Source organism: Runella sp. (assembly GCF_027484545.1).
GTDB lineage: Bacteria > Bacteroidota > Bacteroidia > Cytophagales > Spirosomataceae > Runella.
Genome location: NZ_JAIXST010000084.1, coordinates 34396 through 58053, shown reverse-complemented (window position 1 = coordinate 58053; position 23658 = coordinate 34396). Strand labels below are relative to the sequence as shown.

24 protein-coding genes are annotated in these 23658 nt (G+C 47.9%); 17 read left to right on the top strand and 7 right to left on the bottom strand.

Translation table 11 applies throughout. The annotated features are described in order from the left end of the window. Nucleotides 1-96: 96 nt before the first annotated feature. Complete coding sequence (locus Q0081_RS08000; RefSeq protein ID WP_298351162.1) at nucleotides 97-555, bottom strand: hypothetical protein; 459 nt, start codon at nucleotides 553-555, stop codon at nucleotides 97-99. A gap of 227 nt (nucleotides 556-782) precedes the next feature. Then, nucleotides 783-1238, bottom strand: a complete 456-nt coding sequence (locus tag Q0081_RS07995) for a hypothetical protein (RefSeq protein WP_298351158.1) — start codon at nucleotides 1236-1238, stop codon at nucleotides 783-785. A 423-nt stretch (nucleotides 1239-1661) separates the two neighbouring features. On the opposite strand from Q0081_RS07995, the gene Q0081_RS07990 reads away from it, so the two are divergent. The 3 genes from Q0081_RS07990 (at nucleotide 1662) to Q0081_RS07980 (ending at nucleotide 3102) form a co-directional block, all read left to right on the top strand. Next, on the top strand, nucleotides 1662-2183 hold the full coding sequence (locus tag Q0081_RS07990; RefSeq protein WP_298351153.1) for a hypothetical protein: 522 nt from the start codon (nucleotides 1662-1664) through the stop codon (nucleotides 2181-2183). Further along, the gene (locus Q0081_RS07985; protein ID WP_298351151.1) at nucleotides 2114-2737 is read left to right on the top strand and encodes a CHAP domain-containing protein; all 624 of its coding nucleotides are present in this window, start codon (nucleotides 2114-2116) and stop codon (nucleotides 2735-2737) included. Before Q0081_RS07990 ends, Q0081_RS07985 begins: the two co-directional genes overlap by 70 nt. Nucleotides 2738-2850: 113 nt before the next feature. Next, nucleotides 2851-3102, top strand: coding sequence for a hypothetical protein (locus Q0081_RS07980; protein WP_298351148.1), 252 nt, complete (start codon nucleotides 2851-2853; stop codon nucleotides 3100-3102). Here Q0081_RS07980 and Q0081_RS07975 read toward each other — a convergent pair. From Q0081_RS07975 to Q0081_RS07955, 5 genes are all read right to left on the bottom strand, one after another. Further along, on the bottom strand, nucleotides 3099-3356 hold the full coding sequence (locus Q0081_RS07975) for a hypothetical protein (protein ID WP_298351145.1): 258 nt from the start codon (nucleotides 3354-3356) through the stop codon (nucleotides 3099-3101). The two genes, Q0081_RS07980 and Q0081_RS07975, sit on opposite strands and share 4 nt — an antisense overlap. Before the next feature lie 15 nt (nucleotides 3357-3371). Next, complete coding sequence (locus tag Q0081_RS07970; protein ID WP_298351143.1) at nucleotides 3372-4106, bottom strand: hypothetical protein; 735 nt, start codon at nucleotides 4104-4106, stop codon at nucleotides 3372-3374. Nucleotides 4107-4439: 333 nt separating this feature from the next. Beyond that, complete coding sequence (locus Q0081_RS07965; protein WP_298351140.1) at nucleotides 4440-4832, bottom strand: hypothetical protein; 393 nt, start codon at nucleotides 4830-4832, stop codon at nucleotides 4440-4442. Nucleotides 4833-4838: 6 nt separating this feature from the next. Then, nucleotides 4839-5213 (bottom strand): hypothetical protein, encoded by a 375-nt coding sequence (locus Q0081_RS07960; protein WP_298351137.1) that lies wholly within the window; start codon nucleotides 5211-5213, stop codon nucleotides 4839-4841. Nucleotides 5214-5223: 10 nt separating this feature from the next. Further along, the gene (locus Q0081_RS07955; protein WP_298351134.1) at nucleotides 5224-5754 is read right to left on the bottom strand and encodes a thermonuclease family protein; all 531 of its coding nucleotides are present in this window, start codon (nucleotides 5752-5754) and stop codon (nucleotides 5224-5226) included. 89 nt (nucleotides 5755-5843) lie between these two features. On the opposite strand from Q0081_RS07955, the gene Q0081_RS07950 reads away from it, so the two are divergent. The 14 genes from Q0081_RS07950 (at nucleotide 5844) to Q0081_RS07885 (ending at nucleotide 23504) form a co-directional block, all read left to right on the top strand. Continuing rightward, entirely contained in the window at nucleotides 5844-6104 is a 261-nt protein-coding gene (locus Q0081_RS07950; RefSeq protein ID WP_298351131.1) for a hypothetical protein, read from the top strand. Nucleotides 6105-6415: 311 nt separating this feature from the next. Further along, on the top strand, nucleotides 6416-7072 hold the full coding sequence (gene fsa / locus Q0081_RS07945; RefSeq protein ID WP_298351129.1) for a fructose-6-phosphate aldolase: 657 nt from the start codon (nucleotides 6416-6418) through the stop codon (nucleotides 7070-7072). Further along, the gene (locus tag Q0081_RS07940; protein ID WP_298351127.1) at nucleotides 7069-9414 is read left to right on the top strand and encodes a GH92 family glycosyl hydrolase; all 2346 of its coding nucleotides are present in this window, start codon (nucleotides 7069-7071) and stop codon (nucleotides 9412-9414) included. Before fsa ends, Q0081_RS07940 begins: the two co-directional genes overlap by 4 nt. Continuing rightward, complete coding sequence (locus Q0081_RS07935; RefSeq protein WP_298351124.1) at nucleotides 9415-10857, top strand: sugar MFS transporter; 1443 nt, start codon at nucleotides 9415-9417, stop codon at nucleotides 10855-10857. Then, the gene (locus Q0081_RS07930) at nucleotides 10854-14078 is read left to right on the top strand and encodes a DUF1553 domain-containing protein (RefSeq protein WP_298351122.1); all 3225 of its coding nucleotides are present in this window, start codon (nucleotides 10854-10856) and stop codon (nucleotides 14076-14078) included. The genes Q0081_RS07935 and Q0081_RS07930 overlap by 4 nt, the downstream gene beginning before the upstream one ends. A gap of 12 nt (nucleotides 14079-14090) precedes the next feature. After that, nucleotides 14091-15539 carry a DUF1501 domain-containing protein gene (locus Q0081_RS07925; RefSeq protein ID WP_298351119.1) on the top strand — a complete coding sequence of 483 codons (1449 nt, stop codon included), beginning with the start codon at nucleotides 14091-14093 and terminating at the stop codon, nucleotides 15537-15539. A gap of 6 nt (nucleotides 15540-15545) precedes the next feature. Beyond that, entirely contained in the window at nucleotides 15546-16595 is a 1050-nt protein-coding gene (locus Q0081_RS07920) for a 6-bladed beta-propeller (protein WP_298351117.1), read from the top strand. Between the two features lie 22 nt (nucleotides 16596-16617). Continuing rightward, a complete protein-coding gene (locus Q0081_RS07915; RefSeq protein WP_298351114.1) occupies nucleotides 16618-18003 on the top strand; it encodes a c-type cytochrome domain-containing protein in 1386 nt (461 codons plus the stop codon). A 15-nt stretch (nucleotides 18004-18018) separates the two neighbouring features. Continuing rightward, nucleotides 18019-18606, top strand: coding sequence for a D-sedoheptulose 7-phosphate isomerase (gene lpcA, locus Q0081_RS07910; RefSeq protein WP_298351111.1), 588 nt, complete (start codon nucleotides 18019-18021; stop codon nucleotides 18604-18606). Then, complete coding sequence (locus Q0081_RS07905) at nucleotides 18603-19523, top strand: ROK family protein (protein WP_298351108.1); 921 nt, start codon at nucleotides 18603-18605, stop codon at nucleotides 19521-19523. Before lpcA ends, Q0081_RS07905 begins: the two co-directional genes overlap by 4 nt. Nucleotides 19524-19525: 2 nt before the next feature. Then, nucleotides 19526-20095: an SIS domain-containing protein gene (locus tag Q0081_RS07900; protein WP_298351107.1), complete on the top strand. Its 570-nt coding sequence runs from the start codon at nucleotides 19526-19528 to the stop codon at nucleotides 20093-20095. Between the two features lie 80 nt (nucleotides 20096-20175). Then, nucleotides 20176-21414 carry an MFS transporter gene (locus Q0081_RS07895; RefSeq protein WP_298351104.1) on the top strand — a complete coding sequence of 413 codons (1239 nt, stop codon included), beginning with the start codon at nucleotides 20176-20178 and terminating at the stop codon, nucleotides 21412-21414. 219 nt (nucleotides 21415-21633) lie between these two features. Next, nucleotides 21634-22257: an RNA polymerase sigma factor gene (locus Q0081_RS07890; protein WP_298351101.1), complete on the top strand. Its 624-nt coding sequence runs from the start codon at nucleotides 21634-21636 to the stop codon at nucleotides 22255-22257. Between the two features lie 152 nt (nucleotides 22258-22409). Further along, nucleotides 22410-23504: a FecR family protein gene (locus Q0081_RS07885; protein WP_298351099.1), complete on the top strand. Its 1095-nt coding sequence runs from the start codon at nucleotides 22410-22412 to the stop codon at nucleotides 23502-23504. Nucleotides 23505-23658: the final 154 nt, after the last annotated feature.

The window sequence follows — 23658 nt, the reverse complement described above, 5'->3', positions numbered from 1 at the left end:
GGTAAACAGGCTCAAAAATATCAAGCGTCAGATGTATGGAAGAGCGAGTTTTGAGTTGCTCCGCAAAAGAGTCATCCTGATGGGAAACCCCGACTTTCACCAAATGTGACGATGAACCTTGAAACTGCACGTGCCGTTGTACTTGTTGGCAATGTCTGCCCACACTTCTTTGACTTGGCCGTTGGCGGTGAACACGTAGCGGTCGGATTTTAACTCAATCTTCAAGTTTAACCACTCGTGCAGCGGGATATTGCTGATAATGAGGCTGTCGTCGAAGTGGATGGTATTGTTGATACGCACATAGGGGTACAACTCCAGCGTATTTTTTTCGAGATTCCAACGCCACCCCCATCGGCATTCGGTGCCTATTTGTGAGCCATTGAGTCCGAAGGTTTTGTTCCAGTCGAATTGGTCACGGTTTCCGAGGTTATAGATGGCTGTTTCATTGAACTTGACGCGGCTGCTGATTCCCTTAGGGTTGGTGACGAGGCCGTAGCCGTGATAAGGGCTGGGATGGTGGTTTACTTGGGATACTGTGGATTGGAAGGATTGCATAAGGATGATGGTTTGAGTAGGTTGCTTCGCATTGACTTATTTTATTGCTTTAGCTTGGTTGTTGTCCTCATGGGCGGACGGCCCTCGCTCTCTCATTCAGCACTGCGGCCTTTGGGGTTGCTGCCGCAACTTATCCCAAATTCCTAATGTGCTTCACGAGAGAGCTGGAAATGAAGGGCTGACGCCCATTAAGGTTGTATATACTCCGCTTTCCTTGTTTTATAGGGCTAAACAGCGGTTCCGTTGGAGTTGATGAAGACGGCGTCTATGTTGAAGGTAGCGATGGCCGTACGGTGGCCTTCGGTGCCGTTGCAATAGATAAAATGGAGGCGATCCAGCGTGGCTTTTACCGTACCATGGGTGGTCAGTTCGGGGTTGATTTCTACATACTGATTCGTTTCGTAATGCCAGCGGCTTAGGGTGCAGGTATTGCGGTGTTCAATGGGACATACACCTGCGCCAAACCATTCAATGCGAAAAGGGGCATCAAGGTTATAGCCATCGCCGCAACCAATGAGGTGAAAGCGGGAATCGGGGTGATTGGTGACGTAGTCCTGAAACCATTGATAAAATTCTTCCCAATTAGTAAAAATACTGGTGTTGGGTGAATGTGCGCCAGCGATGTTGACATGAATGCCACAATGGCGTAAAATGGCGATACCGTGTGAGGGATTAAAAGACATAAAAGAAGCTGTTAATAAGTGAACGATTGTTTTGGCAGTTAGCAGTTAGCAGTCAGCAAAAAGCATATAGTGCTTGGAGAACTGCTTGACGAAATTAGAGTGATTAGTGCAGTAGTTGGGTTGAGACTGTCAGGGATGATAGGGGTTGAGCGGAATTTGTTAGGCAGGAATGGGCAATTGTGGCGCGTGTTTCTTTGTGAATGGGTTTGAGGAGTTATTTTGTTTCACTGCTTGTGAGGACAAAGCCGCTTCAGGTCTGGGCGGTCTCGCTTGTTGTATTCGAACTTTGACCTTTCGGGCTGCTATCGAAGCTTTTCCGAAATTCCTGAAGTGAGGATGCAATAAGCCGGAAATGAAGGGCTGACGCCCGTTGACTTTTTCTATCGTTTGCAAGGGATAACATTAATCAAACTAAACAATTTTATGAAACGAACAGAGAGTTTGAATGGAGTTTCAAAAAACCTCAAAATGGATGAAATACCAATCGAAGAATTGGAGAATCAGCACAATGCTTTGGCAGCACTGATTGAGGAACGCAAAGAGATACAACGACGAGCCCGGGAAAAGCCTACCTCCTCTATGCCAACTAACACGGTGGGTCGTTTAAAGAGTTTGTCGTGGGTGGTTTTCTTGCTCTTGGCAGCAGGGTTTCTGTACAATTATATTGTTATCAACGACCTCTCAATGCGACCGATTGACATAGCAGGCTTTCAAAAAGTATTGCTGTCGGTGATTGTGTTTTTCTCAGCGTTGTTACTCGTAGAAAAAGCTTTACGGTATTTTGTGCCGTATCTACACCAGTACTTTGTTAATGACCGCGCGTCAGAACAGGATTTTTCGACTCATCTTCAACAACTTCAACCATGGCAATTGATATGCGTTACCTGCTTTTTTATTGGGCTTTTTTTCTGGGGATTTGTGATGGTGCTTACGGTCAAGTGGTAACAGCCCCCCCCGCCCCCAGTGGGGGAGCCGAATTGCGGAAGTGTTTGGTAAGGACGGCTTTGTCACAGACGCGGGTACGGGAGCGGACGGGGAGGAATGACGGGGGACAGGTAATGAAGTATCTGAAAATTCTACATTTGCCAGAAGGTACGCCTTATTGTGGGGCTTTTATCGAATGGGTCTTTCAACAGTGCGGTCTCCAATCAAACGTACAGTCTCCTGCGGTAGCATATAGCTGGATACGTTATCCCAATCGAGTGATTTGGAGAAACGGCCCGTCGGGTGGCAGGAAACTACCCCAACCGGGAGATGTAGCCGTGTTTGCATGGCGGCAGCGGACAGGTGGAGTGCGGTATCATTCAGAACTGGTACTGGAGTGGGACTCCGACGAAGAAACGGAGGACTTTGTGACAGTTGGAGGCAATACTTCGGCTCCTTCTTTTGTAAAAGTTAAAGGGGAAGGAGTGCATCGGAAGTTAAGGGAGAAGGAGGAGGCGACGGTTTCGGATCATGTTTCGTTTGGGATTGCACCGAAGCCACGACCGCTTTTTTAGATTTATGACCCTGACGTTAGGAAGTGTTTGCTTCGATTTGGCTTTTTATGAACATGTTGAAACATCGAGTTGAGTTTTATCTATTGGCAGTCATACTTAAAATTTATCTGATTATGCAGAACACGGATTTGAATGTACTTGAGCGGGTAAAAGCGCCTACTCCCAAGTTTTTCCGAGTGATTCGGAATGTGGGATTAGTTTTAGGGATGGTGGGAACAACGATTTTCACCGCAGGTGCGGCACTGCCTGTGGTGGTGACAACCATTGCAGGGTATATGGTGACGGCAGGGGCAGTAGCGGCGGTGGTCAGTCAGACGACTGTGGATTGGAAAGCATACGAGCGACAGCAATTCAGGGGGATTTAGCCTTTCTTATGCCAAGTGGTGTGTCCCCAGCCTACAGCGTTAAAATTGGCTTTGATTTTCTTGAAGAAATATTCGGTAACCGTAATGCGGAAAGGTCGTGGCCGTTGGCTGCGACCTTTTTTGTTTTGAATGGTTAACTTGGAAAACCGTAAACAAGTCAGAAGCCTTATCGCTGGGATATAGCTGCTATTATGGACGGGTAAAGCACGGAATTCACCTAATGAAAAAAGCCGATGATGAGTCGGCTTTTTCATTAGGTGAATTTGATTTTACAGGATACCCGTATCTACCGAGGCAATTTGAAAAGGGTTAAATTGCCCATTTTGTAACAAGTACTTTTGACCATTGACCTCTTGATAAAACTCCAGACCCACTCCGATGAAAATAGGTTTAGCAGCATTAACGTCCACGTTCACAGCAAGTGGTATGGCGGCTTGTGGGGCATTGTTAAGGGTAGTATATCCCGAGGTCGCGTTGGCCGCCTTGATGCTGCCGTTCTCAAAATCCACTTCGGACGAACAGGCAATGTAACGCACGTGGGTAGCTCCCTGCGGTGCAGCAATGGCCACGGCAGGGGTGAGCGCAGGAATAATGACCTGACAATCGCCCGTGGTGCGGTCGAGGGTAGTGGACACCTGCGCGTACAATACGCGGCCGATGGGAGCATTGCCGTTGAAATCATAACCCTGATAGAGCGAGGTTTCGTCGTCAATGATGCCGCGCTGACCGCGTGGGTTGGTCAAATCAAGTTTCAACACCTCACGGGTGACTTTGGATAAACGATTGTGCCAATCGGAAGATTTGGCGTTGGCGATGCAGGTGCGGAAGGCTTCTCCAATCAGGGAAGTGGCCTTTGCCTGGGTACTGAATTCGCTGTTGTTTTCCAACGTACGCTCTGCCGTGATAGGACGTGAGGTAGGTTTTTGACGGACTTGGCCGTCTTTGGTAAAGTTTAGGTTGCCGAGGTTACCTTGTAACTGAACGACTCCGACGTTTTTTGCCATGTGCTGTTGATAGCCCCCACCCCCGAAGGGGGCATGTTGTTTAGTATGAATTGTGAGGGTTGTATAAAAAGTAAAAAATTGATTTTAGGTTTTGCAGTTTCTCCTTTTGTCACTCGTAGGGATTTATTTCTTGTATTTCTGCTACTGAGGGTTTTGTTTGGTTGTGTCGCTCTGGGACTGGGCGTCCCCGCCTCTGGGCCTCGCGTTCCCATTCATCACTTCGGTCTTTCGGGTGCTTCGCACTTTATCCGAAATCCCTAATGTGCTTCATAGGAACGCTGGAAATTCAGGGCTGACGCCCGTTGGGGTTTCTTGGGTCACTTATTAACCTGCTTATGCTCCGAGTGTCAGGCTGAACCGTTTTTTGCGGAGGGCTTTGCGGAAATTGGGGTCGGAGTATTCTTTGCCGAGACGAACCAGTTCGCGCAGGGCTTCGCCTACTGTTGACCAATTTGAGGCTTCTCCCCCGTAGCCAATAATGGCCACGATGAAATTACTGCCTGAACCTGTCACCGTGGCCACGGCATCGAGGGTGGAAAGGTCCTGACTTGTAATGTTAGCGACAAATTCAATAATCAAGCGTTGTTGGGCTTTGAGAACCTGATTAGTGAGGGCCGTCAGGCCGCGCGGCTTGGGAGCGACGTTAAACATTCTGCCTTTGGCATTGGTATAAGAATAAGCCAACATGAATTGTTTGGCAGCAGTATCATAAGTGATGTTTGTCATGGGTTTTTATGCAATGTTAATGTTGATTTGGAGGGTTTTAACGGCATTCCGGTGGTATTCCGTGCCATTTTTTGAGAGCATAAACAGATACTGCAATACCTGGAGTAATGACCCAGAGGTGACTGTAAGCGGGTTTCCATTCTCATAGCGATAGAGATACGCCTCGGCTGCATTTCCTTCCAATGACAGTACAGGGTTGTCCGTGGTATGCTGCCAAGAGAAAGTGGTTTTACCTCTGCCTTGGGCTCTTATCACCTGAGTAGCCAGCGAACGGAACGTCTTTGGTTTCGGATTGGCGCTGCGAACAGCTTTTCGTTTGGTGGTATAATTGTAAACGAGGGAAAAGCGTTTCTCGCCCGTGAGGTAGGTGATAGTGACCATTTCTTTTAAGTTATTGACATTGATAAAGACGTTTGACAGGGGCTTTGAAGCGGCGCCAAATCCATGGAGGGACAGGATGGTGACATTTCCACAGACCGCGGTCGAACCAGCGTGCATCGGCCTGCACAGGATCGGCATCTGCCTGATAGCCTTTGGTATTCCAACCACGTACCGACCAAGCCCAACCACGCGAGATAAGGATGCTGTCGAGTGCTACCGGGTGGTAATTAAGGTGGGTAACTTTGACCAGCCAACGGTGGTATTGGTCGTGAGCAATGGGGCGACAAGTGACACATTGATTTAGAAGCAAGGCTTTCAGGGAGTCGCCTGACTCACGCCCGAAGGATTGGTCACGTTCGGGAGCGTCAATTTCGACGATGCGGCAACGAATACGTTGAGCCCCTGTTGCATCGCTGTTTTGCAGCAATTCAAAGGTGTCGCCGTCGAGTACGCGTACGACGCGGCCCTGCATCAGCGGGAGTTGTGCTTGGGCTGTGAGCGTGGCCAGAGCAATGATAAGACAGAAAAATATTCGTTTCATGGTGTTGATTGGTTAATTTTGACACAACTTTAACACCTATAAACAGAATATTTTTAGCTTGCGTGACTGCTGACTTAAACTGACCGATTATGACACCCCTGCGAATTGTTTTGTACGCTTCGGACATTGTAGCCATGTTAGGCTGTTCGGAGGCTTCGGCCTACCGATTGATTCGAAAGATTCGACGCGAGAAGCAAAAGCCGTCTAAGTCGCACGTATCGGTCTCGGAGTTTTGTGAGTTTACCTATTTGAAATACGAGGAGGTATTATTTGCTTTGAACCGAGGAAAAGCGTCGTTGGACGTAACGGTGATTCGACGGGAGCAGTTACGGGAGGTTCAGGTGAAGTAGGTTCTTTGCGGCAGTACTACTTTCGCATTGGCTATTTTAAGGCAAAATACGTGTGCATCGCAACTTCAGTAACAGCACAAAGTTTATCAACAAAGGAATAAACTGCCCGCTGACCAACCATACGAACTATCTGGGAACTGACCGCCCTCCCAAAGCCCTCCAAATCATCCGTCAGGCCGGCAGGATACGATAATCAGGGAAGCCGTACAGGAATCCTTCGGTTATTTCCAAAAATAATTCAATTCCCGAGGTTACTTTTTGTTAAACGATGTACCTCTCCTTTTGTATAGAATCTATTTTCTCCATTCAGTATGAAATTTTTCTTAGACACGGCAAACTTAAAGGAAATTCAGGAAGCGCATGACCTCGGAGTACTTGATGGCGTTACCACCAACCCTTCCCTGATGGCCAAAGAAGGGATTACTGGAAAACAGACCATTTTGGAGCATTATAAAGCCATTTGCGCCATTGTGGAGGGCGATGTAAGTGCCGAGGTGGTATCCACCGACAGTGCGGGTATGCTTCGAGAAGCCGAAGAACTCATCAACATTGACCCAAAAATTGTCGTCAAAATACCCATGATCAAAGAGGGGATCAAAACCATTAAAGCCCTCAGCGACCGTGGCATCAAAACAAACTGCACGCTGGTCTTTTCAGCCGGGCAGGCGCTGCTGGCTGCCAAAGCGGGTGCCACCTACGTTTCACCCTTTGTGGGAAGGCTGGATGATATTTCAATGGACGGGATTCAACTTATCGCGCAGATCATCACCATCTACCGGAATTACGGATTTAAAACGCAGGTATTGGCTGCTTCCGTACGGCATCCCGTTCATATTCTCAAATGCGCCGAACTCGGAGCCGACGTAGTAACCTGTCCGCTCAATGCCATTACGGCACTGCTCAACCATCCGCTAACCGACAGCGGTCTGGCAAAATTTCTGGCTGATTATAACAAAGGAAATCAATGAATGTATTAAGCTTTTTTCGACTGTCACTGTTTTTAGGCACCGTTTACTGTGCCGTGGCCCAATCCCCGTCCACTCGTCCGATTGACCTCGTCAACCCGTTAATGGGGTCCGGATTCGACGGACGTATAAGTCCCATCGTTAGCGTCCCTTTCGGCATGGTCCAACTCGGAGCCGATACCCGAACGGGTGGTTCCGGTTATAACAAAATGAGCGGCTCCGGTTATCATTACGACGACAAAGCCATTACTGGTTTCAGCCACGTTCACAAGAGCGGGGCGGGTTGCGGCGACTTTTTGGATTTGCTTTTTGTACCCCTCAACGGCAGAAATCTCCCCGCCGGAGCAGCAAACTATCCTGATTATGCGTTAAAGTCGGCATTCTCCCATGACAGAGAGCAGGCCAAACCCGGGCATTACAGCGTTTTTTTGGATGATTACGGCATTAAAGCGGAACTCACAGCTACTGCCCGCTGCGGTTTTCACAGATATTCCTACCAAAAAAATGACGCTCAGGGGTTACTTATTGATTTAAAATACGGCAGTACGGGGGCTTGTACCATTGTCAAAGAGGACAGTTATGATACAGTACGCGTGTCGCATTTGGAAGTAGTGGATAAATATACGGTAAAAGGCTATCGAATCTCCAATGGTTTTGCCCCGGAGCAGCACGTTTATTTCTATACCAAGTTCTCTAAGCCTATCAAAAGCGTGGATTTATTTTTTAAAAATCAACGCCAAACCAATCAACAGTCAGTGACCGGAACGGACGTAAAAGCGGTATTTTATTTTGAAGCAGGCACGACGGAGCAGGTTTTGATCAAAACTGCCCTTTCGTCCGTAGACATGGAGGGAGCGGAAAAAAACCTTACTTCAGAACTCAAAGCATGGGATTTTGAAGAAGTTATCAGGCAAAATCAGCAGGCGTGGAACAAAGAACTTTCCCGCATTGAAATAAGTGATGCAAATGAGGCCAACAAATCCACGTTTTATTCGACGCTCTATTTTACGCTGATGTATCCGATGCTGTATTCGGACGTGGACGGAAAGTACAGGGGGCCCGATATGAAAGTACACCGTGCTGACTTCCCCTATTACGGGCAGGTGGTCAGTATTTGGGATACATTTCGGGGAGCCGTACCGCTGCTGAGTTTTCTGCAGCCCGATGTGATCAACGATTATGTCAAAACCTTTCTCAAACACTACGACGTTTTCGGGCAATTGCCCATCAATGTGCTGGCTGGGCAGGAGACTTTTCAGATGCTGGGTTTGCACAGTATTCCCATTATTTCCGACAGTTATTTTAAGGGCATTCGCGGCTATGATGCCGATCATGCTTTTGAGGCCATGAAAACCTCCGCCATGAAAGATACGTCCGGCTTTTCGATGCGGTATTTTGTAGGACTCAAAAATTACAAAAAGTACGGCTACGTACCGGCAGATCTGGAAATGGAGGCGGTAGCGCGCACCCTTGAATACGCCTACGATGACTGGAGTTTGGCGCAAATGGCCAAAATGCTTAATAAAAAAGCGGATTATCGGTACTTTCTCAACCGGGCTTCTTCATACCGCAATATATTCAGTAAGGAATCGCAATTGATGCGGGGTCGTTTTGCCGACGGTAGTTGGCGAACCCCCTTTGATCCTTATGCTTCCAATCACCGGCGGGACGATTATTGTGAAGGCAATGCCTGGCAGTGGAGCTTTTTTGTGCCGCACGATGTCAAAGGGCTTGCCCAAATCATGGGAGGCAAAGAAAAATTAATTGCCCGCCTGGATACCCTCTTCAGCTTAAGATCGGACATAGCCGGTAAAAATACATCGGGAGACATTACGGGTTTGATCGGACAATACGCCCACGGCAATGAGCCGAGCCACCATACGGCTTATATGTATGCTTACTTGGGGCAACCCTGGAAAACCCAAAAATACGTCGACAAAATTCGTACAACGCTTTATAACAATTCACCGACGGGGTTGTGCGGCAACGACGATACGGGGCAGATGTCGGCCTGGTATGTACTGAGTGCGTTGGGTTTTTACCCCGTTCGTCACGGCGATGGTACGTACGTCATCGGTTCGCCCCTGTTTAAAAGTGCAAAGGTTCATTTGCCAGCGGGAAAAATACTGGAGATAACGGCCAAAAATCTCAGTAAAAACAACATATACATTCAATCGGTCAGGCTCAACGGTAAGGCTTACAACAAAGCTTATTTCAATCATTTTGATTTGGTAAACAACGGAAAAATTGAGTTTACAATGGGTGCCTATCCCAATACGAAATGGGCGGCTGATGCGGCAGCGGCTCCCCCTTCGCTGGCCGATGAACTTAAAAATCTTAAATAAATGGCAATTTTACCCACAAAAACTGCATTACATTCCAAAGATAAGCGGGCCCAAAGCAATGTTTTTGCTTTTAGTGTCATTACGGGTCTATTTTTTATTTGGGGGTTTATTACCTGCCTCAACGATATTCTTATTCCTTATCTCAAACACCAATTTGTTCTGAATTACCTGCAGGCGACACTCGTACAGTTTGCTTTTTTCGGAGCGTACTTTATTGGGTCAGTGGTGTATTTTTTGTCTTCGGTAAAATACGGTGATTTAATAGAAAAAATCGGGTATAAAGACTGTATCATTTGGGGGCTGCTGATCGCCGCTGCGGGCTGTTTGCTTTTTTATCCGGCCGCTGGTTTTCGGATCTATGGCCTGTTTTTAGGGGCTTTGTTTTGTCTTGGTTTGGGTTTTACGCTTTTGCAAATAGCCGCCAATCCTTACGTTGCCATTTTAGGTTCGGAAGAAAGTGCTTCGGGGCGGTTAAACTTGGCGCAGGGGCTTAATTCGTTCGGCACCACGATTGCGCCTTTGATTGGAGGCTACTTTTTATTCAGTCATTCCGGAACGTCCGATGCTGATTTGGGAAGCAGTACCATCCAAACGATGTATCTGCTGTTTGCCGGGGTATTTTTTGTAATGGCGTTGGTCTTTCGATTCATTAAACTTCCTGCTTTCAAATCTGAAACTGAATTGGTAAAAGGAGCCAGGGCATTGAAGTACCCCCATTTAGTTTTGGGCATTTTAGCCATTTTTACCTATGTGGGCGGAGAAGTAGGCGTAGGCAGTTTGTTGATTAATTTTTTCAAACTGCCCGAAATTGCAGGATTGACTGAAGCTCAGGGAAGTCGGTATGTAGCGTTTTACTGGGGCGGTTTGATGATCGGTCGGTTTATTGGGGCTGTTTCGTTAAGTACAGGATTAGCGAGGACGCAAAAAACAGGCCTGATGATTTTGATTCCGCTCGTGTCTTTTGTAGCAATTGGCTTGCTGACCGATTGGACAACGGCAGGTTTTTACAGCATCTTTTTATTACTGACCCTTCTCGCTTTTTTTGTTGGCGCATCGCTGCCTGCCCGCACGTTAGGCGTGTTTTCATTCATTCTGGTCGTGTTGATTTCGACAGCGATTTTCACCACCGGCCCCATAGCTATGTGGTGTTTGATTGGAGCCGGGCTGTTCAACTCAATTCTGTGGTCAAATATTTTTGCGTTGGCGATTGCGGGGCTGGGAAAATATACCTCACAAGGGTCTTCTTTGTTGATCATGGCCATTTTAGGAGCGGCCTTACTTCCTGTTTTGCAGGGAGCCATTGCCGATGCTTATGGCTTACAATACTCTTTTTTTATCCCCGTCCTTTGTTATGCTTACTTGGTTTTTTACGGTTTTTTGGGGTATAAAGCGGGACGGGAAAAGAAAATAAAATCAATCGAATTAAAGCTGTTAAAGCAATGAGAAACAACGCTTTTGTAAACTTTTTGCTGATTGGATGGGCAAGTTTTTGCGCGATTGGGTGTGATACTGCCGAAATACCTAACGATGTTCAGACGGCGATGGAGCAATTGCCCGAGCATCTTGACTATAATATTCATGTAAAGCCAATTCTTTCAGACAGGTGTTTTGCCTGTCACGGACCGGATAAAAACAAACAAAAGGCCAACCTTCGGCTGGATGTGCCCGAAGGGTATGACAAGGAATGTGAAAGCGGCCGAAAAGCCATTGTGAAAGGGAATCTTACCAAAAGTGACGTCTTTCACCGTATTACCTCATCAGACCCCGATATGGTGATGCCCACGCCCGGGTCTCATCTTACCCTCTCGACGCAGGAAAAGGCTATTCTGCTTCAATGGATCAAAGAGGGGGCCGAATGGCAGGAGCACTGGTCATTGTCCAAAATTGAAAACCCTGAGGTTCCGAAGGTAAAAAATGAAGCTTGGGCCATTAATGATATTGACCGATTTGTTCTGAAAAAGCTGGAAGAAAAAGGGTTAAAACCGGGTCTGCCGGCCGATAAGGCTACTTTGCTGCGAAGGGTATCACTTGATTTGACCGGTCTGCCGCCCACTCCGGAAGAACAGACCGCCTTCATAAATGATAAAGATAAAAATGCGTACGAAAAGGTTGTTAACCGATTAATAGCCTCACCGCATTTCGGCGAGCATCTTGCATCAAATTGGCTGGACGTGGCCCGTTATGCCGATACCCGCGGCTATCAGTCCGACCCCTTTCAGAATGTATTTCCGTACCGTGATTGGGTCATTGAGGCATTCAACCGAAATCTGCGGTATGATAAGTTTATCCAATGGCAACTGGCGGGCGATCTGTTACCCAACCCAACCCGCCGTCAGCTCCTGGCCACCTGCTTTTTAAGGCTTCACCCCCAAAATATAGAAGTGGGCATTATCCCGGAAGAATATCGTACGGAGTATGTCATTGACCGGGTGAATACGTTCGGCAAAGCATTTCTGGCCCACAGTGTGGAGTGCGCACGCTGTCATGATCACAAATATGACCCCATTTCACAAAAAGACTTTTACCGATTGTATGCGTTTTTTAACAATAATCGTGAAATTGGCGAGGTGGCTCATGCCGGCGAGCCTTCGCCCTCCATGGTATTGCTGTCTCGTTCGGCGGAAGATTCGCTAAAGTCCATTCGGCAGTGGATTGCCAAGCTCAGTAAAAATACGGCTTCCTATCCTGATCTGCCCGTACGGACCGTTGCCAATGAAAATACGGTGGAAAAAGCCCTGAATTCGGCGCTGCTGACCCGGCATGGGTTTGATGATACTACCGGTGGAAAGGTAAAAAATATCGGGGCTAAAGGAATATTTAAAAACAGCGGCAATTCTCCCGTAACTTTCATTCCGGGAAAAGTGGGAAAAGCCCTGCGGCTGGAAAACGAACAATCCGTAAACTACACCGAAAAGTTGCTTTTTGACCGTTTTGAGCCATTCAGCATTAGTATTTGGCTCAATCTTCTCGACCGCGCTGCCAACGGTATTGTGCTGGGTACCGTCATGAACGGCATGATTGACGGCTACCGGGGTTACTGCGTGCAGTTAAATCCGGACCGCACGCTGTCGGTTATTTTCGCTCATTCCTACCCTGCCAACGGCATCGAAATGAAGAGCAGGGAGAAAATCACGCCAGGGCAGTGGAAACATTTGGTGCTTACCTACGACGGCAGCAGTTCGGCGAAAGGAATCTCGGCCTATGCAGACGGTCAACGACTCGGGTTTACCGTTCTTAACGATCAGCTCGAACGCAGTCTGTTATATACGTTCGGGGAAAATTACCTGCTGAAAACCCAACAGGCATTCCGCATCGGTTCCCGTATTCAGGCGAGCATAAAGGGAGTGGCCGTGGATGAATTCAGTGCCTATAACCGCGTTCTTTCCCGCGCCGAAATACAGTACCTTGGCGGAGATAAACAGGCCGTTCAGCAAATGATTGCCGCCGTTAGCCCTACTCCTCAGCAGCGTGAACTGCGGGCGGAATGGTATCGGCTAACCTCTGACCGCGCCTATGCCGAAACCCAGGCGGCACTTCGTTCCCTTAGGGAGGCGGAAAACCGTATCCTGAGCACGCAGCCGGAGGTAATGATCTACCGTGAAACGCAAACCCCTCGCTCTTCCTTTGTCCTCAACCGTGGTGCCTACGACGCGCCGGGCGAGAAAGTCAGCGCCGATGTCCCTCATAAGTTACCGCCGCTGGCTAAAGGGCTTCCGCGCAACCGGCTTGGACTGGCACAGTGGCTGTTAAGCGATGAACACCCGCTTTTTGCCCGGGTGACCGTTAACCGTTACTGGCAAATGATGTTTGGCCGGGGGCTGGTAAATTCTTCGGATGACTTCGGCAATCAGGGGGCGCTGCCCACTCATCCGGAATTATTGGATTGGCTGTCCTTCAGGTTCCGGCAGCATTGGAATACCAAAGCGCTGCTGAAAGAAATGGTCATGTCAGCCACGTATCGCCAAAGTTCTGTACCATCGCGGGCAAGCCTTGAAAAAGACCCCGACAATTTGCTTCTGAGCCGTTATCCGACTTATCGGATGAGTGCCGAGATTGTGCGCGACAATGTGCTGGCCGGAGCCGGCCTGCTCAACAGAACCGTGGGCGGAAAGAGTGTAAAGATCTATCAGCCCGACGGTATATGGGAAGCGCTGGGTAACGGTAATGTAATTAACAGCCGGTATGTGCAGGATCACGGAAAAGACTTGTACAGAAGAAGCATGTACACCTTCTGGAAACGCAATGCCCCGCACCCGGCCATGGTCAATTTTGATTCACCGGATCGGTTCAGTTGTGTCATCAAACGGCAGAAGACAAGTACTCCGCTGCAATCACTGGTAACCCTCAACGATCCTCAGTTTTTTGAGGCAGCCCGCGTGCTGGCGCAGCGAGGCATGGAAAAAGGGCTTAAAAATGACGCAATGGTTGATTTTATTTTTCAATCTCTTATCAGCCGTCGTGCCCGAAGCGATGAAAAAACAATAATGGCCGAAATGTATAAAAATGCCCTCGGCCGGTACAGTGACAAGCCCGCAAAAGCCCGACAGGTGCTGAGTGTGGGTGAATACCCTGTGCCTATGGGCTTGCCCGCCGCCGAAACAGCGGCCTGGGCCCTGGTGGCATCTACGGTAATGAATTTTGACGAAGCAATTGTAAAACGTTAACGTGCCTTTACAATGAATACACTTATTGATGAATTGCATGACCAAATGAGCCGCCGGACTTTTTTGGGAAAGACAAGTGCCGGACTCGGAGCCATGGCCCTGTCCTCCCTGCTCAACCCTTTTGGGGCACTGGCGGCATCGGACGAAAACCAATCGCTCGGTAAACCGCATTTTGCTCCCCGCGCAAAACGGGTCATCTACCTGTTTCAGAGCGGTGCCCCTTCTCAGTTGGAAACTTTTGACTATAAACCCAAACTGGAACAGATGTGGGGGCAGGATTTGCCGGAGTCGGTTCGAAACGGGCAGCGACTAACGGGCATGTCGGCCTCGCAGTCAAAATTTCCGTTGGCTGGCTCAACCTTCAAATTTGCTCAGCACGGCAAAAACCGGATGTGGGTCAGCGAGTTATTGCCCCATACGGCCAAAATAACGGACGAACTCTGTTTTATTCGCTCCATGCATACGGAGGCTATCAATCATGACCCCGCCGTTACTTTTTTTCAGACGGGCTCGCAACAGGCAGGGCGGCCGAGTTTCGGCTCATGGGTCAGCTACGGGCTGGGCTCCGAAAACCGCAACCTGCCCGCTTTTGTGGTGCTGCTCAGCAAGGGCAGAAACGGTGATCAGCCGCTGTATGCCAAACTGTGGAATAATGGATTTGTGCCTTCCATTCATCAGGGAGTCGTTTTTCGGTCGGGTCCCGATCCGGTATTTTACCTTAACAATCCCGCAGGAGTTGATAAATCCGACCGCAGAATGATGTTGGATTATTTGGCCAAACTGCACCAAAATCAGGCTCAAAAGGTGCTGGATCCCGAAATCAATCAGCGAATGGCGCAGTATGAAATGGCCTATCGCATGCAGACTTCGGTGCCCGAAACGCTGGACATCGGTAAAGAGCCCGACTACATCTTCGATATGTACGGGGAAGAATCCCGCATGCCGGGTACATTCGCCGCCAACTGCCTTCTGGCCCGAAAATTAGCGGAAAAAGACGTTCGGTTCATTCAACTTTATCATCAGGGCTGGGACCAGCACGGCAACCTGCCCAGAGATATTCAGATTCAGTGCAAAAGTGTGGATCAGGCGTCAGCGGCACTTATCAAAGACCTTAAACAAAGGGGGCTGCTCGAAGATACGCTGGTGATTTGGGGCGGCGAATTCGGCCGAACGAACTATTCACAGGGTAAACTCACGAAAGAAAACTACGGACGTGACCATCATCCGCGCTGCTTTACAATCTGGATGGCCGGGGCGGGCATCAAAAAGGGAATGATTTACGGCGAAACCGATGAGTTTGGGTATAACATTCTCCGGGATCCCGTCCATGTGCATGATTTTCAGGCAACGGTCATGCACCTGATGGGCATTGACCATGAGCGTCTGGTATTTAAACACCAGGGGCGGCGTTACCGACTCACCGATGTACACGGTCACGTAGTGAAACCCATTTTAACCTGATCATCAATGAAATCAAGAAGAGCATTTTTACGCGCAGGATCACTGGCCGTTACGGCTGCATTTCTGCCAAAAGCAGGCGCTGCATCACGCCGGGGTAACGAGGTCATTATCGGTCACGGAAGTCATCGTTACAAAGTTGTTCCCGGCTGGGGAATTTTGGATGCCGGTAAAAATCCGGTGAATAACTGCCATGAACTGATCGAAGATTCTAAAGGCCGAATTTTGCTTTTGACCGATGAAGTTAAAAACAATGTTTTGGTGTACGACAAGTCAGGGAAATTAGTGGAGACCTGGGGGAATTCCTATCCGGGAGCGCATGGGTTTACAATTGCCGGGGAAGGCAGCGACCAGTTTTTATTAATTACGGATCACAAACGGAATCAGGTCATCAAAACCGACTTGAAAGGGCGAGAAATTTTAAAACTGGATTACCCGAGAGAAACAGGATTATACGAAGCTCCTTATCAGTATCGTCCTACTGAAACGGCAGTGAACCCTGCCAACGGCGATATGTACGTGGTGGACGGATACGGACTGAATTATGTATTGCACTACGACAGACACGGAAAGTTGATTCGTCACTTCGGGGGAGGCGGGGAAAGTCTTACGGAAAAATTTGACTGCTGCCACGGGATCACCGTCGATACCAGAGACAGCAGAAATTATCGACTGTTCATTACCGACCGCAAAAGAAACTGCTTAAAATATTTCACTTTGGACGGGAAATACTTAAGTGCCGTTCCTTTGCCGGGCTCATTTGTTTGTCGTCCCCGTATTCATAAAGACTACATTTTTGCGGCAGTGTTCCGCTCCACCTCGCAGGAATATGCCAACTCAGGATACTTTCAAATTTTAGATAAAGAAAACAAAGTGATTTCTACCCCCGGAGGCTCAGCACCAACCTATATAAACGGAGTGTTGCAACCCCAGCAAAAGGAAGACCCGTTTAAAGTGTTTATGCACCCCCATGATGTTTATATTGACAGCGACGAGAATGTATACGTTGCGCAGTGGTTATCCGAAAAGACCTATCCCATTAAGTTGGAAAGGGTATAAATCATCCTTTTACTTTTCATAAATGTCTCCTTCAGAAGCTCTGGTACAGTTTGCGGGCCGATTACATCCCCTGATTATTCACCTGCCAATCGGTATTTTGGCCATTGCCGTTGTTTTGGAATTTTTTATCCATAAACCTGCAAATCAAAACCTGATGCCTGCCCAAAAAATACTCCTTTTCTGGGGAGCGGTAAGTGCCGTTGCAGGCTGTGCAGCGGGTTTTTTACTCAAACAGGAAGGCGGTTACAATGATGAGGCCGTCAGTTACCACCAATGGTCGGGCATAGCCTTGGCCGTCGCCGCCTGTACGGCTTATTTGTTGAAAAGGTTTCCCGTCAAGGCGACTGTTTCAAAAGCGCTGAGTGTCTGCATCGGGCTTCTGCTTGTGCTTGCAGGGCATTTCGGCGGCAATCTGACCCACGGCTCTGATTATTTAACCCAACCTATCCTTGCCATGGCGGGAAGAGGAGCCGCTTCCTCTCCGCTTCCTAAAAAAGTACCCGTTACCGATTCGACAAAAGCGCTCGTCTATGCCGATCTCATCGAACCGGTACTGGAACAAAAATGCCGTCAGTGTCATAATGCCGAAAAACAGAAGGGAAACTTACGACTGGATAATATTGATTTTCTTAAAAAAGGAGGTAAGAACGGTCCGGTCATTACTGCCGGAAATCCTGCCGAATCTGCCTTGTATACCCGGCTGCTGCTGCCGGAAGAAGATGAAAAGCACATGCCTCCGAAAGGAAAACCGCAGCTTAATGAAAATGAAACAGCCCTGATTCACTGGTGGCTGGAGCAGGGAGCAAGTTTCGATAAGACGGTAGCACAGGTTCCTAAATCCGATCTGATCAGGAAAATAGTGTCTAAACTAACAGTCGGGGGACCTGCCGGGAATGAAGGAGAGCCGAAAGGCTCATCGTTGGTGCCTGTATCTGAAGTAGACAAGGCCAATGACCGCGATATTGATGCATTGCTTCAATTGGGGGCTTACCTTAAACCCATTGCCGCAGACAACAATTACCTTTCCGCCAATTTTATCAATCTGCCTTCCTTTAATGACCGACAGACAAAACTGCTTTTGCCGCTGTCTAAACAGCTCGTGTGGCTGCGCCTGAGCGATACCGAAATTACGGACGGCGGGTTGGCGGATATTGCAAAGCTTGAACAGCTGACCCGCCTGGAATTGGATCATACTTCCGTGACGGACAGAGGAATGGAATACATTGCCCGTTTAAAAAATCTGCAAACGCTCAATCTGTATGATACACAGGTAAGTGATGCGGGCCTTCAGAAACTTTCAGCACTTAAAAATTTAAAGGCAATCTATCTGTACCATACAAATGTGACGCCGACAGGAATTGAAAAAATTAAATCCGGGTGGCCTTCAACGGAATTAGTAACCCAATAAAATGCAGAACTTAAAATGACTTTACAGGAAACCGTTCGATACGAGTTCATGGAAGCACAGAAAGTGCTTCAGGATTTTGTGAATAACAATGACCATTTTTTTCAGATCGGGAAAGCGGTTGAAATGATGGCTGAGAGCCTTCAGTCAGGCGGTAAGATACTGAGTTGCGGCAACGGCGGCTCACACTGTGATGCTATGCATTTTGCCGAAGAACTTACCGGAAGGTACCGAAACAACCGTCGGCCGCTGGCGGCACTGGCCATTTCCGATCCTTCCCACCTTTCCTGCGTCGGCAATGATTTCGGTTATGACCACGTATTCAGCCGCTTCGTGGAAGGCGTGGGTCGCCCCGGTGATATACTGCTGGCCATCAGCACAAGCGGTCAATCCGACAGCATTGTCAATGCGATAACTACAGCCCGTCGTCAGGGAATAAAAACGGTCATTCTGACCGGAAAAGACGGCGGAAAACTGGCCGATATCGGCGATGTCGAAATACGGGTTCCGCATTTCGGATACGCAGACCGTATTCAGGAAATCCATATCAAAATCATCCACAGCCTTATTTTAGGCATTGAACAATTATTAATCGAACAGCCATGAACATCGGAATTGAGATCGGCGGCACCAAACTGCAGATTGCCGTCGGCAACCCTGACACCGGAGAAATTGAGACCCTGTTTCGATTCAACGTTGAAAAAGAGAAGGGAGCGGCAGGTATTTTAGAAAAAATTGAGGAAACCCTCAATGACCTTGCACAACCGTCGTGTCACATCGGCGTGGGTTTCGGCGGGCCCGTGAACCGAAAGACAGGAGTTGTTGCCGCTTCTCATCAAATCGGCGGGTGGTCGGGTTTTGAACTGAAAAAATGGTTCAACCTTCGTTATTCCGCTGATGTGTTTATTGAAAATGATGCCAACACAGCGGCCCTGGGGGAAGCTCATTACGGGTCGGGTCGGGGATTTGAACAGCAACTGTACGTTACGCTGGGCAGCGGGGTCGGCGGAGGGATGGTTGTCGGCGGCCGCCTTTATTACGGCAACGCGCCCGGTGAAGCGGAGGTTGGGCTCATGACGCTTGACCGACAGGGAAATACGCTCGAATCATACTGCTCCGGCTGGGCACTGGATGCCGTCATCAGAAAGGTATTACCGCAATTGCCTGAGGATTCGGCATTAAAACAACTGGCCGGGGGAAAGAATACCGGAGAAGCGGAATTTTTGCATCCGGCACTTCTGAAGGGAGATGTCGTCGCCGAAGAGATACTCGCTGACTACGCCGATACGCTGGCCTGGGGTCTGTCGCACTGCGTTCATCTTTTCAACCCTCAGGTGATTGTGCTGGGCGGCGGGGTGTCGCTGATTGGTGAGCCGCTGGCCGAAGCGGTACAGCGTGCATTGCCCCGGCATTTGGTCAGCGCCTATCGGCCCGGACCCGAGGTTCGTCTTTCCGAACTCAAAGAAAAAGCGGTGCCGGTCGGTGCCTTATGCCTTATTCATCAAAATACCGAACAGAAATAATAATGGAAAATACTGAATTTATTACCGATTATCTTCAAAAACATCAACGGGTAATAAGCAGCCTCCCGCACGAACAAATCAAGCAGCTTATTGCCCTGTATAAAAAGGCGCTGGACGAAAATCGTCAGATTTTTGTGTGCGGTAACGGCGGTAGTGCCGCCAACGCGTCTCATTTTATCACCGATCTGAGCAAAGGGGCGTCTGACAAACTCAACAGAAGATTTCGGGGTATGTCGCTCAATGACAATACCGCCTGGATGACTGCTCTGGGTAATGATTACGCCTACGACGATGTGTTTGTAAGACAACTCATGAATTTTGCCCAACCGGGAGACCTGCTCATGGTGATGAGCGTCAGCGGTAATTCCCCCAATCTAATCAAAGCCGTCGACTGGGCGCGGAAAGCGGGTGTTTTTACCATTGCACTGGTCGGAAAACAGCGGGGAAAACTGGCCGACACCGCCGATTTTGTGATTGTTGTAGAAGACACGCATTTCGGAAGGGTAGAAGATGCCCACATGGGAATTTGCCATTTGATTTGTTATGCCTTTATGGAAAACGCTGTTATTTAAGACATTGTCTCCTTCAAAACCGCTTCATATCTCCGTTTTCCACCTGAACGAAAAATATAAATTGCTAACCTTCATTTATAATGATTTTAAATGCTGACCGTACAAAGCTTCAACAATTATTTAGTATCCCGGTCATTGTAGCGGCGCTGGGCTATTTTGTAGATATTTATGACTTACTTCTTTTTGGAATAGTAAGAATACCAAGCCTTAAAGATTTAGGTCTCAGTGAACAAGAGGTTTCCACAGTTGGAGCAAGCATTCTCAATTGGCAAATGACCGGCCTTTTGCTGGGCGGCATCTTATGGGGAGTTTTAGGTGACAAAAAAGGTCGACTTTCGGTGCTTTTTGGCTCAATCCTCACCTATTCTCTTGCCAATATCGCTTGCGGATTTGTTCAAAACCCCGAAATGTACAAAGTGATTCGTTTTGTCGCAGGTATTGGCTTGGCAGGCGAATTGGGTGCAGGTATTACGCTCGTGTCAGAGAGTTTACCAAAACAATTACGCGCGATAGGGACATCTTTGGTTGCGGGTATAGGGCTTTTAGGGGCAGTATTTGCCTATTTTACAGTGGAAATCTTCGCATGGCGAACTGCTTATTTTATTGGTGGCGGTATGGGCATCGCATTATTGTTGCTCAGAATAGGTGTGTTTGAATCCGGGGCATTTGCAGCTATCAAAGAACAAAAGCATATCCGGAAAGGCAATTTCTTTTCGCTGTTTACTAATCGGGACCGCTTGATTCGCTATTTGAAATGTATTGGTATGGGTTTGCCGACTTGGTTTGTGATTGGCATTTTGGCGACTTTCAGTAATGAATTCGGCAAAGCGTTGAACATCACTGAGCCCGTCAAACCGGGTCTTTCCATCATGTGGTGTTACATCGGGCTTTCGGCGGGTGATTTAGGGAGTGGTTTTCTGAGTCATTGGCTGCAATCGCGCAAAAAAGCCGTACTGTATTTAATGTTGTTTACGTTGGTATGCAGTGTAGTGTACTTATTCGGAGGCATTGAAAAGGCGAAGGTGTTTTACGGGCTGACGATGCTGTTAGGCATCGGCATCGGGTATTGGGCGATGTTTGTCACAATTGGTGCCGAGCAGTTCGGTACGAACCTTCGGGCAACGGCAGCGACGACAATCCCGAACATGGTTCGGGGCACGGTGGTGTTGATGACGACGCTGTTCGGCTATTTCAAAAACACATTCAGTGTGACGGAGTCGGGGGCGCTGGTGGGGGCGGTATGTTTTGTGATTGGCCTTTACTGCACGCTGACCATGGCCGAAACCCACGATAAAGACCTCGATTTTCTGGAAAAATAAGAAATGGGAGTTGAGAATCAAAGTAGATAGATAAAGTGATGAATGTAAAAGGGTGGTTATTTAACTGCTCTTTTTTATTTGTAAATTAAAGTGTCGCTAAGTCAGAGTCAATACAATATTTGTTTAACCCTTTGCCAAAATAGTGGAATTATACGCTAAAATTGCGGCAGATAATCTTAGAATAAGTCTATTTATTTATCGAATAAAACAATTACATTTGTGTCAAAAAGTAATACAAATGTAATTAACTTACCTACTTTGGCTACAAATCAAACGGATACCGAGCTATGGCTTTCCTTTAAGCAGGGCAGCGATCAGGCATTTGAGCAACTTTACCGACAGTATGCCAAATCATTGGCAGGATATGGGTATCGAATCGTGTCAAACCGATCGTTGGTGGAAGACGCCATCCATGACCTGTTCATGGATCTATGGCGTCGCCGTGAATTTTTAAGCGAAGTATCTAATGTCAAATTCTATCTCTTTCGTGCCCTGCGGAATCAGCTTTCGCGTACTGTAAAAAATGATGTATTGGAAGGGGCGGAAGATGTTAACGATTTTCTGGATTATTTGGTGACGCTCTCCGGCGAGAACCAATCCTTTGAGGTGGAAGCGGCGGTCAACCGCTCGAAAGTTATTGAAACGGCCCTCGGTAAACTGACCAATCGGCAGCGGGAAGCGATCCACCTGCGTTTCTATCAGGAATTGACACTGGACGAAACCGCTGAACTCATGGCACTGCCCAAACAGGTAGTGAAAAATCTTCTGTCCAAGTCCTACGCCGTTCTTCGCCTGAGCCTCAGAACCCTCATCTCCGTTTTACTGTTATTCATCCTGCGATAGATATTTTTGTCCTTAAATACATTACTTTAGTATAGCCTGTAAACGTTTTGTAATGTTTACAGGCTTTTTTATAAAAAAGTTTTCTTTTTTCGGTTACTATTTTCAATTCACAGTACCTCTACTTATAGAGAAGTATTTAGACTTCAATCAAGATGAATTATCACTATTATCAGATTCAGGACTTTCTAAACGACGACCGTTTTGTCAATTGGGCCTTAACGGGTGGAGACGATGCCTACTGGCAGCATTTCATGGGTCAATACCCGATGAAGACTGAGCTTATGCAGGAAGCCCGTCGGCTGGTACTGGAAATGAAGGAAGCGGAAGAACGTGACCTTCCTGAATTTGATCTGAATCGGATTTGGGCAGATATTCAAAGAGATAAAGTAACGGAAACAGTCTCGGAAAAATTGCCGATTGTTCGCCGACTTCCGGGCCTGCCAGCCCTGCGTTGGGCCGCCGGGATTGCGCTGGCCCTCGGTTTGGGATGGTATCTTCAGAAGAATCCGCAAATTGATACCGTAACCTACGGAGATTTGGTGGCTGCGGTGGAGGATAAAAATTCATTAATTGAAAAAATGAATGCTAAGGATGCGCCCCTCCGGGTGAATCTGGAAGACGGAAGTGTGATTTGGCTGGAAAAAAACAGCCGCCTCAGTTACCCCTCTCATTTTGAAAAAGAAAAACGAACGGTTTTTCTAAGCGGCGAAGCCTCCTTTGACATTGCCAAAGACCACCACCGTCCCTTTTACGTCTATGCCAATGAAGTAGTGACGAAAGTACTGGGGACAAGTTTTCGAATCAGAGCTTTTGAGGGGGATAAACAGGTGTCTGTAAAAGTCAGCAGCGGTCGGGTATCGGTTTTTCAACAGAAACGTATCAACCTGACCGACCCTGAAACCAAAGGGGTTATTCTGTTGCCCAATCAGCAGGTGGTTTACAGCAGGGAGACGGAAAACTTCAATCGTAAATTGGTGGAAGTTCCCATGCCGATTGTACAGCCACAGGTGTCAACGCTCCCGGTTCGCTACGAAGATGTATCGGTGATTGAAGTATTGAAGGCCGTTGAAACCCGCTATGGCGTCAAAATGCTGTATAATGAAGAGGCGCTGGCGGGTTGTGTCATCACTACGGCGTTGGGCAATGAGTCGCTGTATGATAAGCTTGATTTGATCTGCGGTATCATCGGTGCTACGTACAAAGAAGTGGATGCCCAGATCGTAATCGAATCCAAAGGATGTAAATAAAATAAACCGTTAACCTTCTCCCGTTCAACCCAACTTTATACCCTATGAACAAATAACCTTTTTCCGGATTTACAAAAAAGGGAACGATGCGGCTACATCATTCCCGATTGATTTTCACCGCTGCCCGGCAAGGCAGGAGGATGAGAGTGTTTTG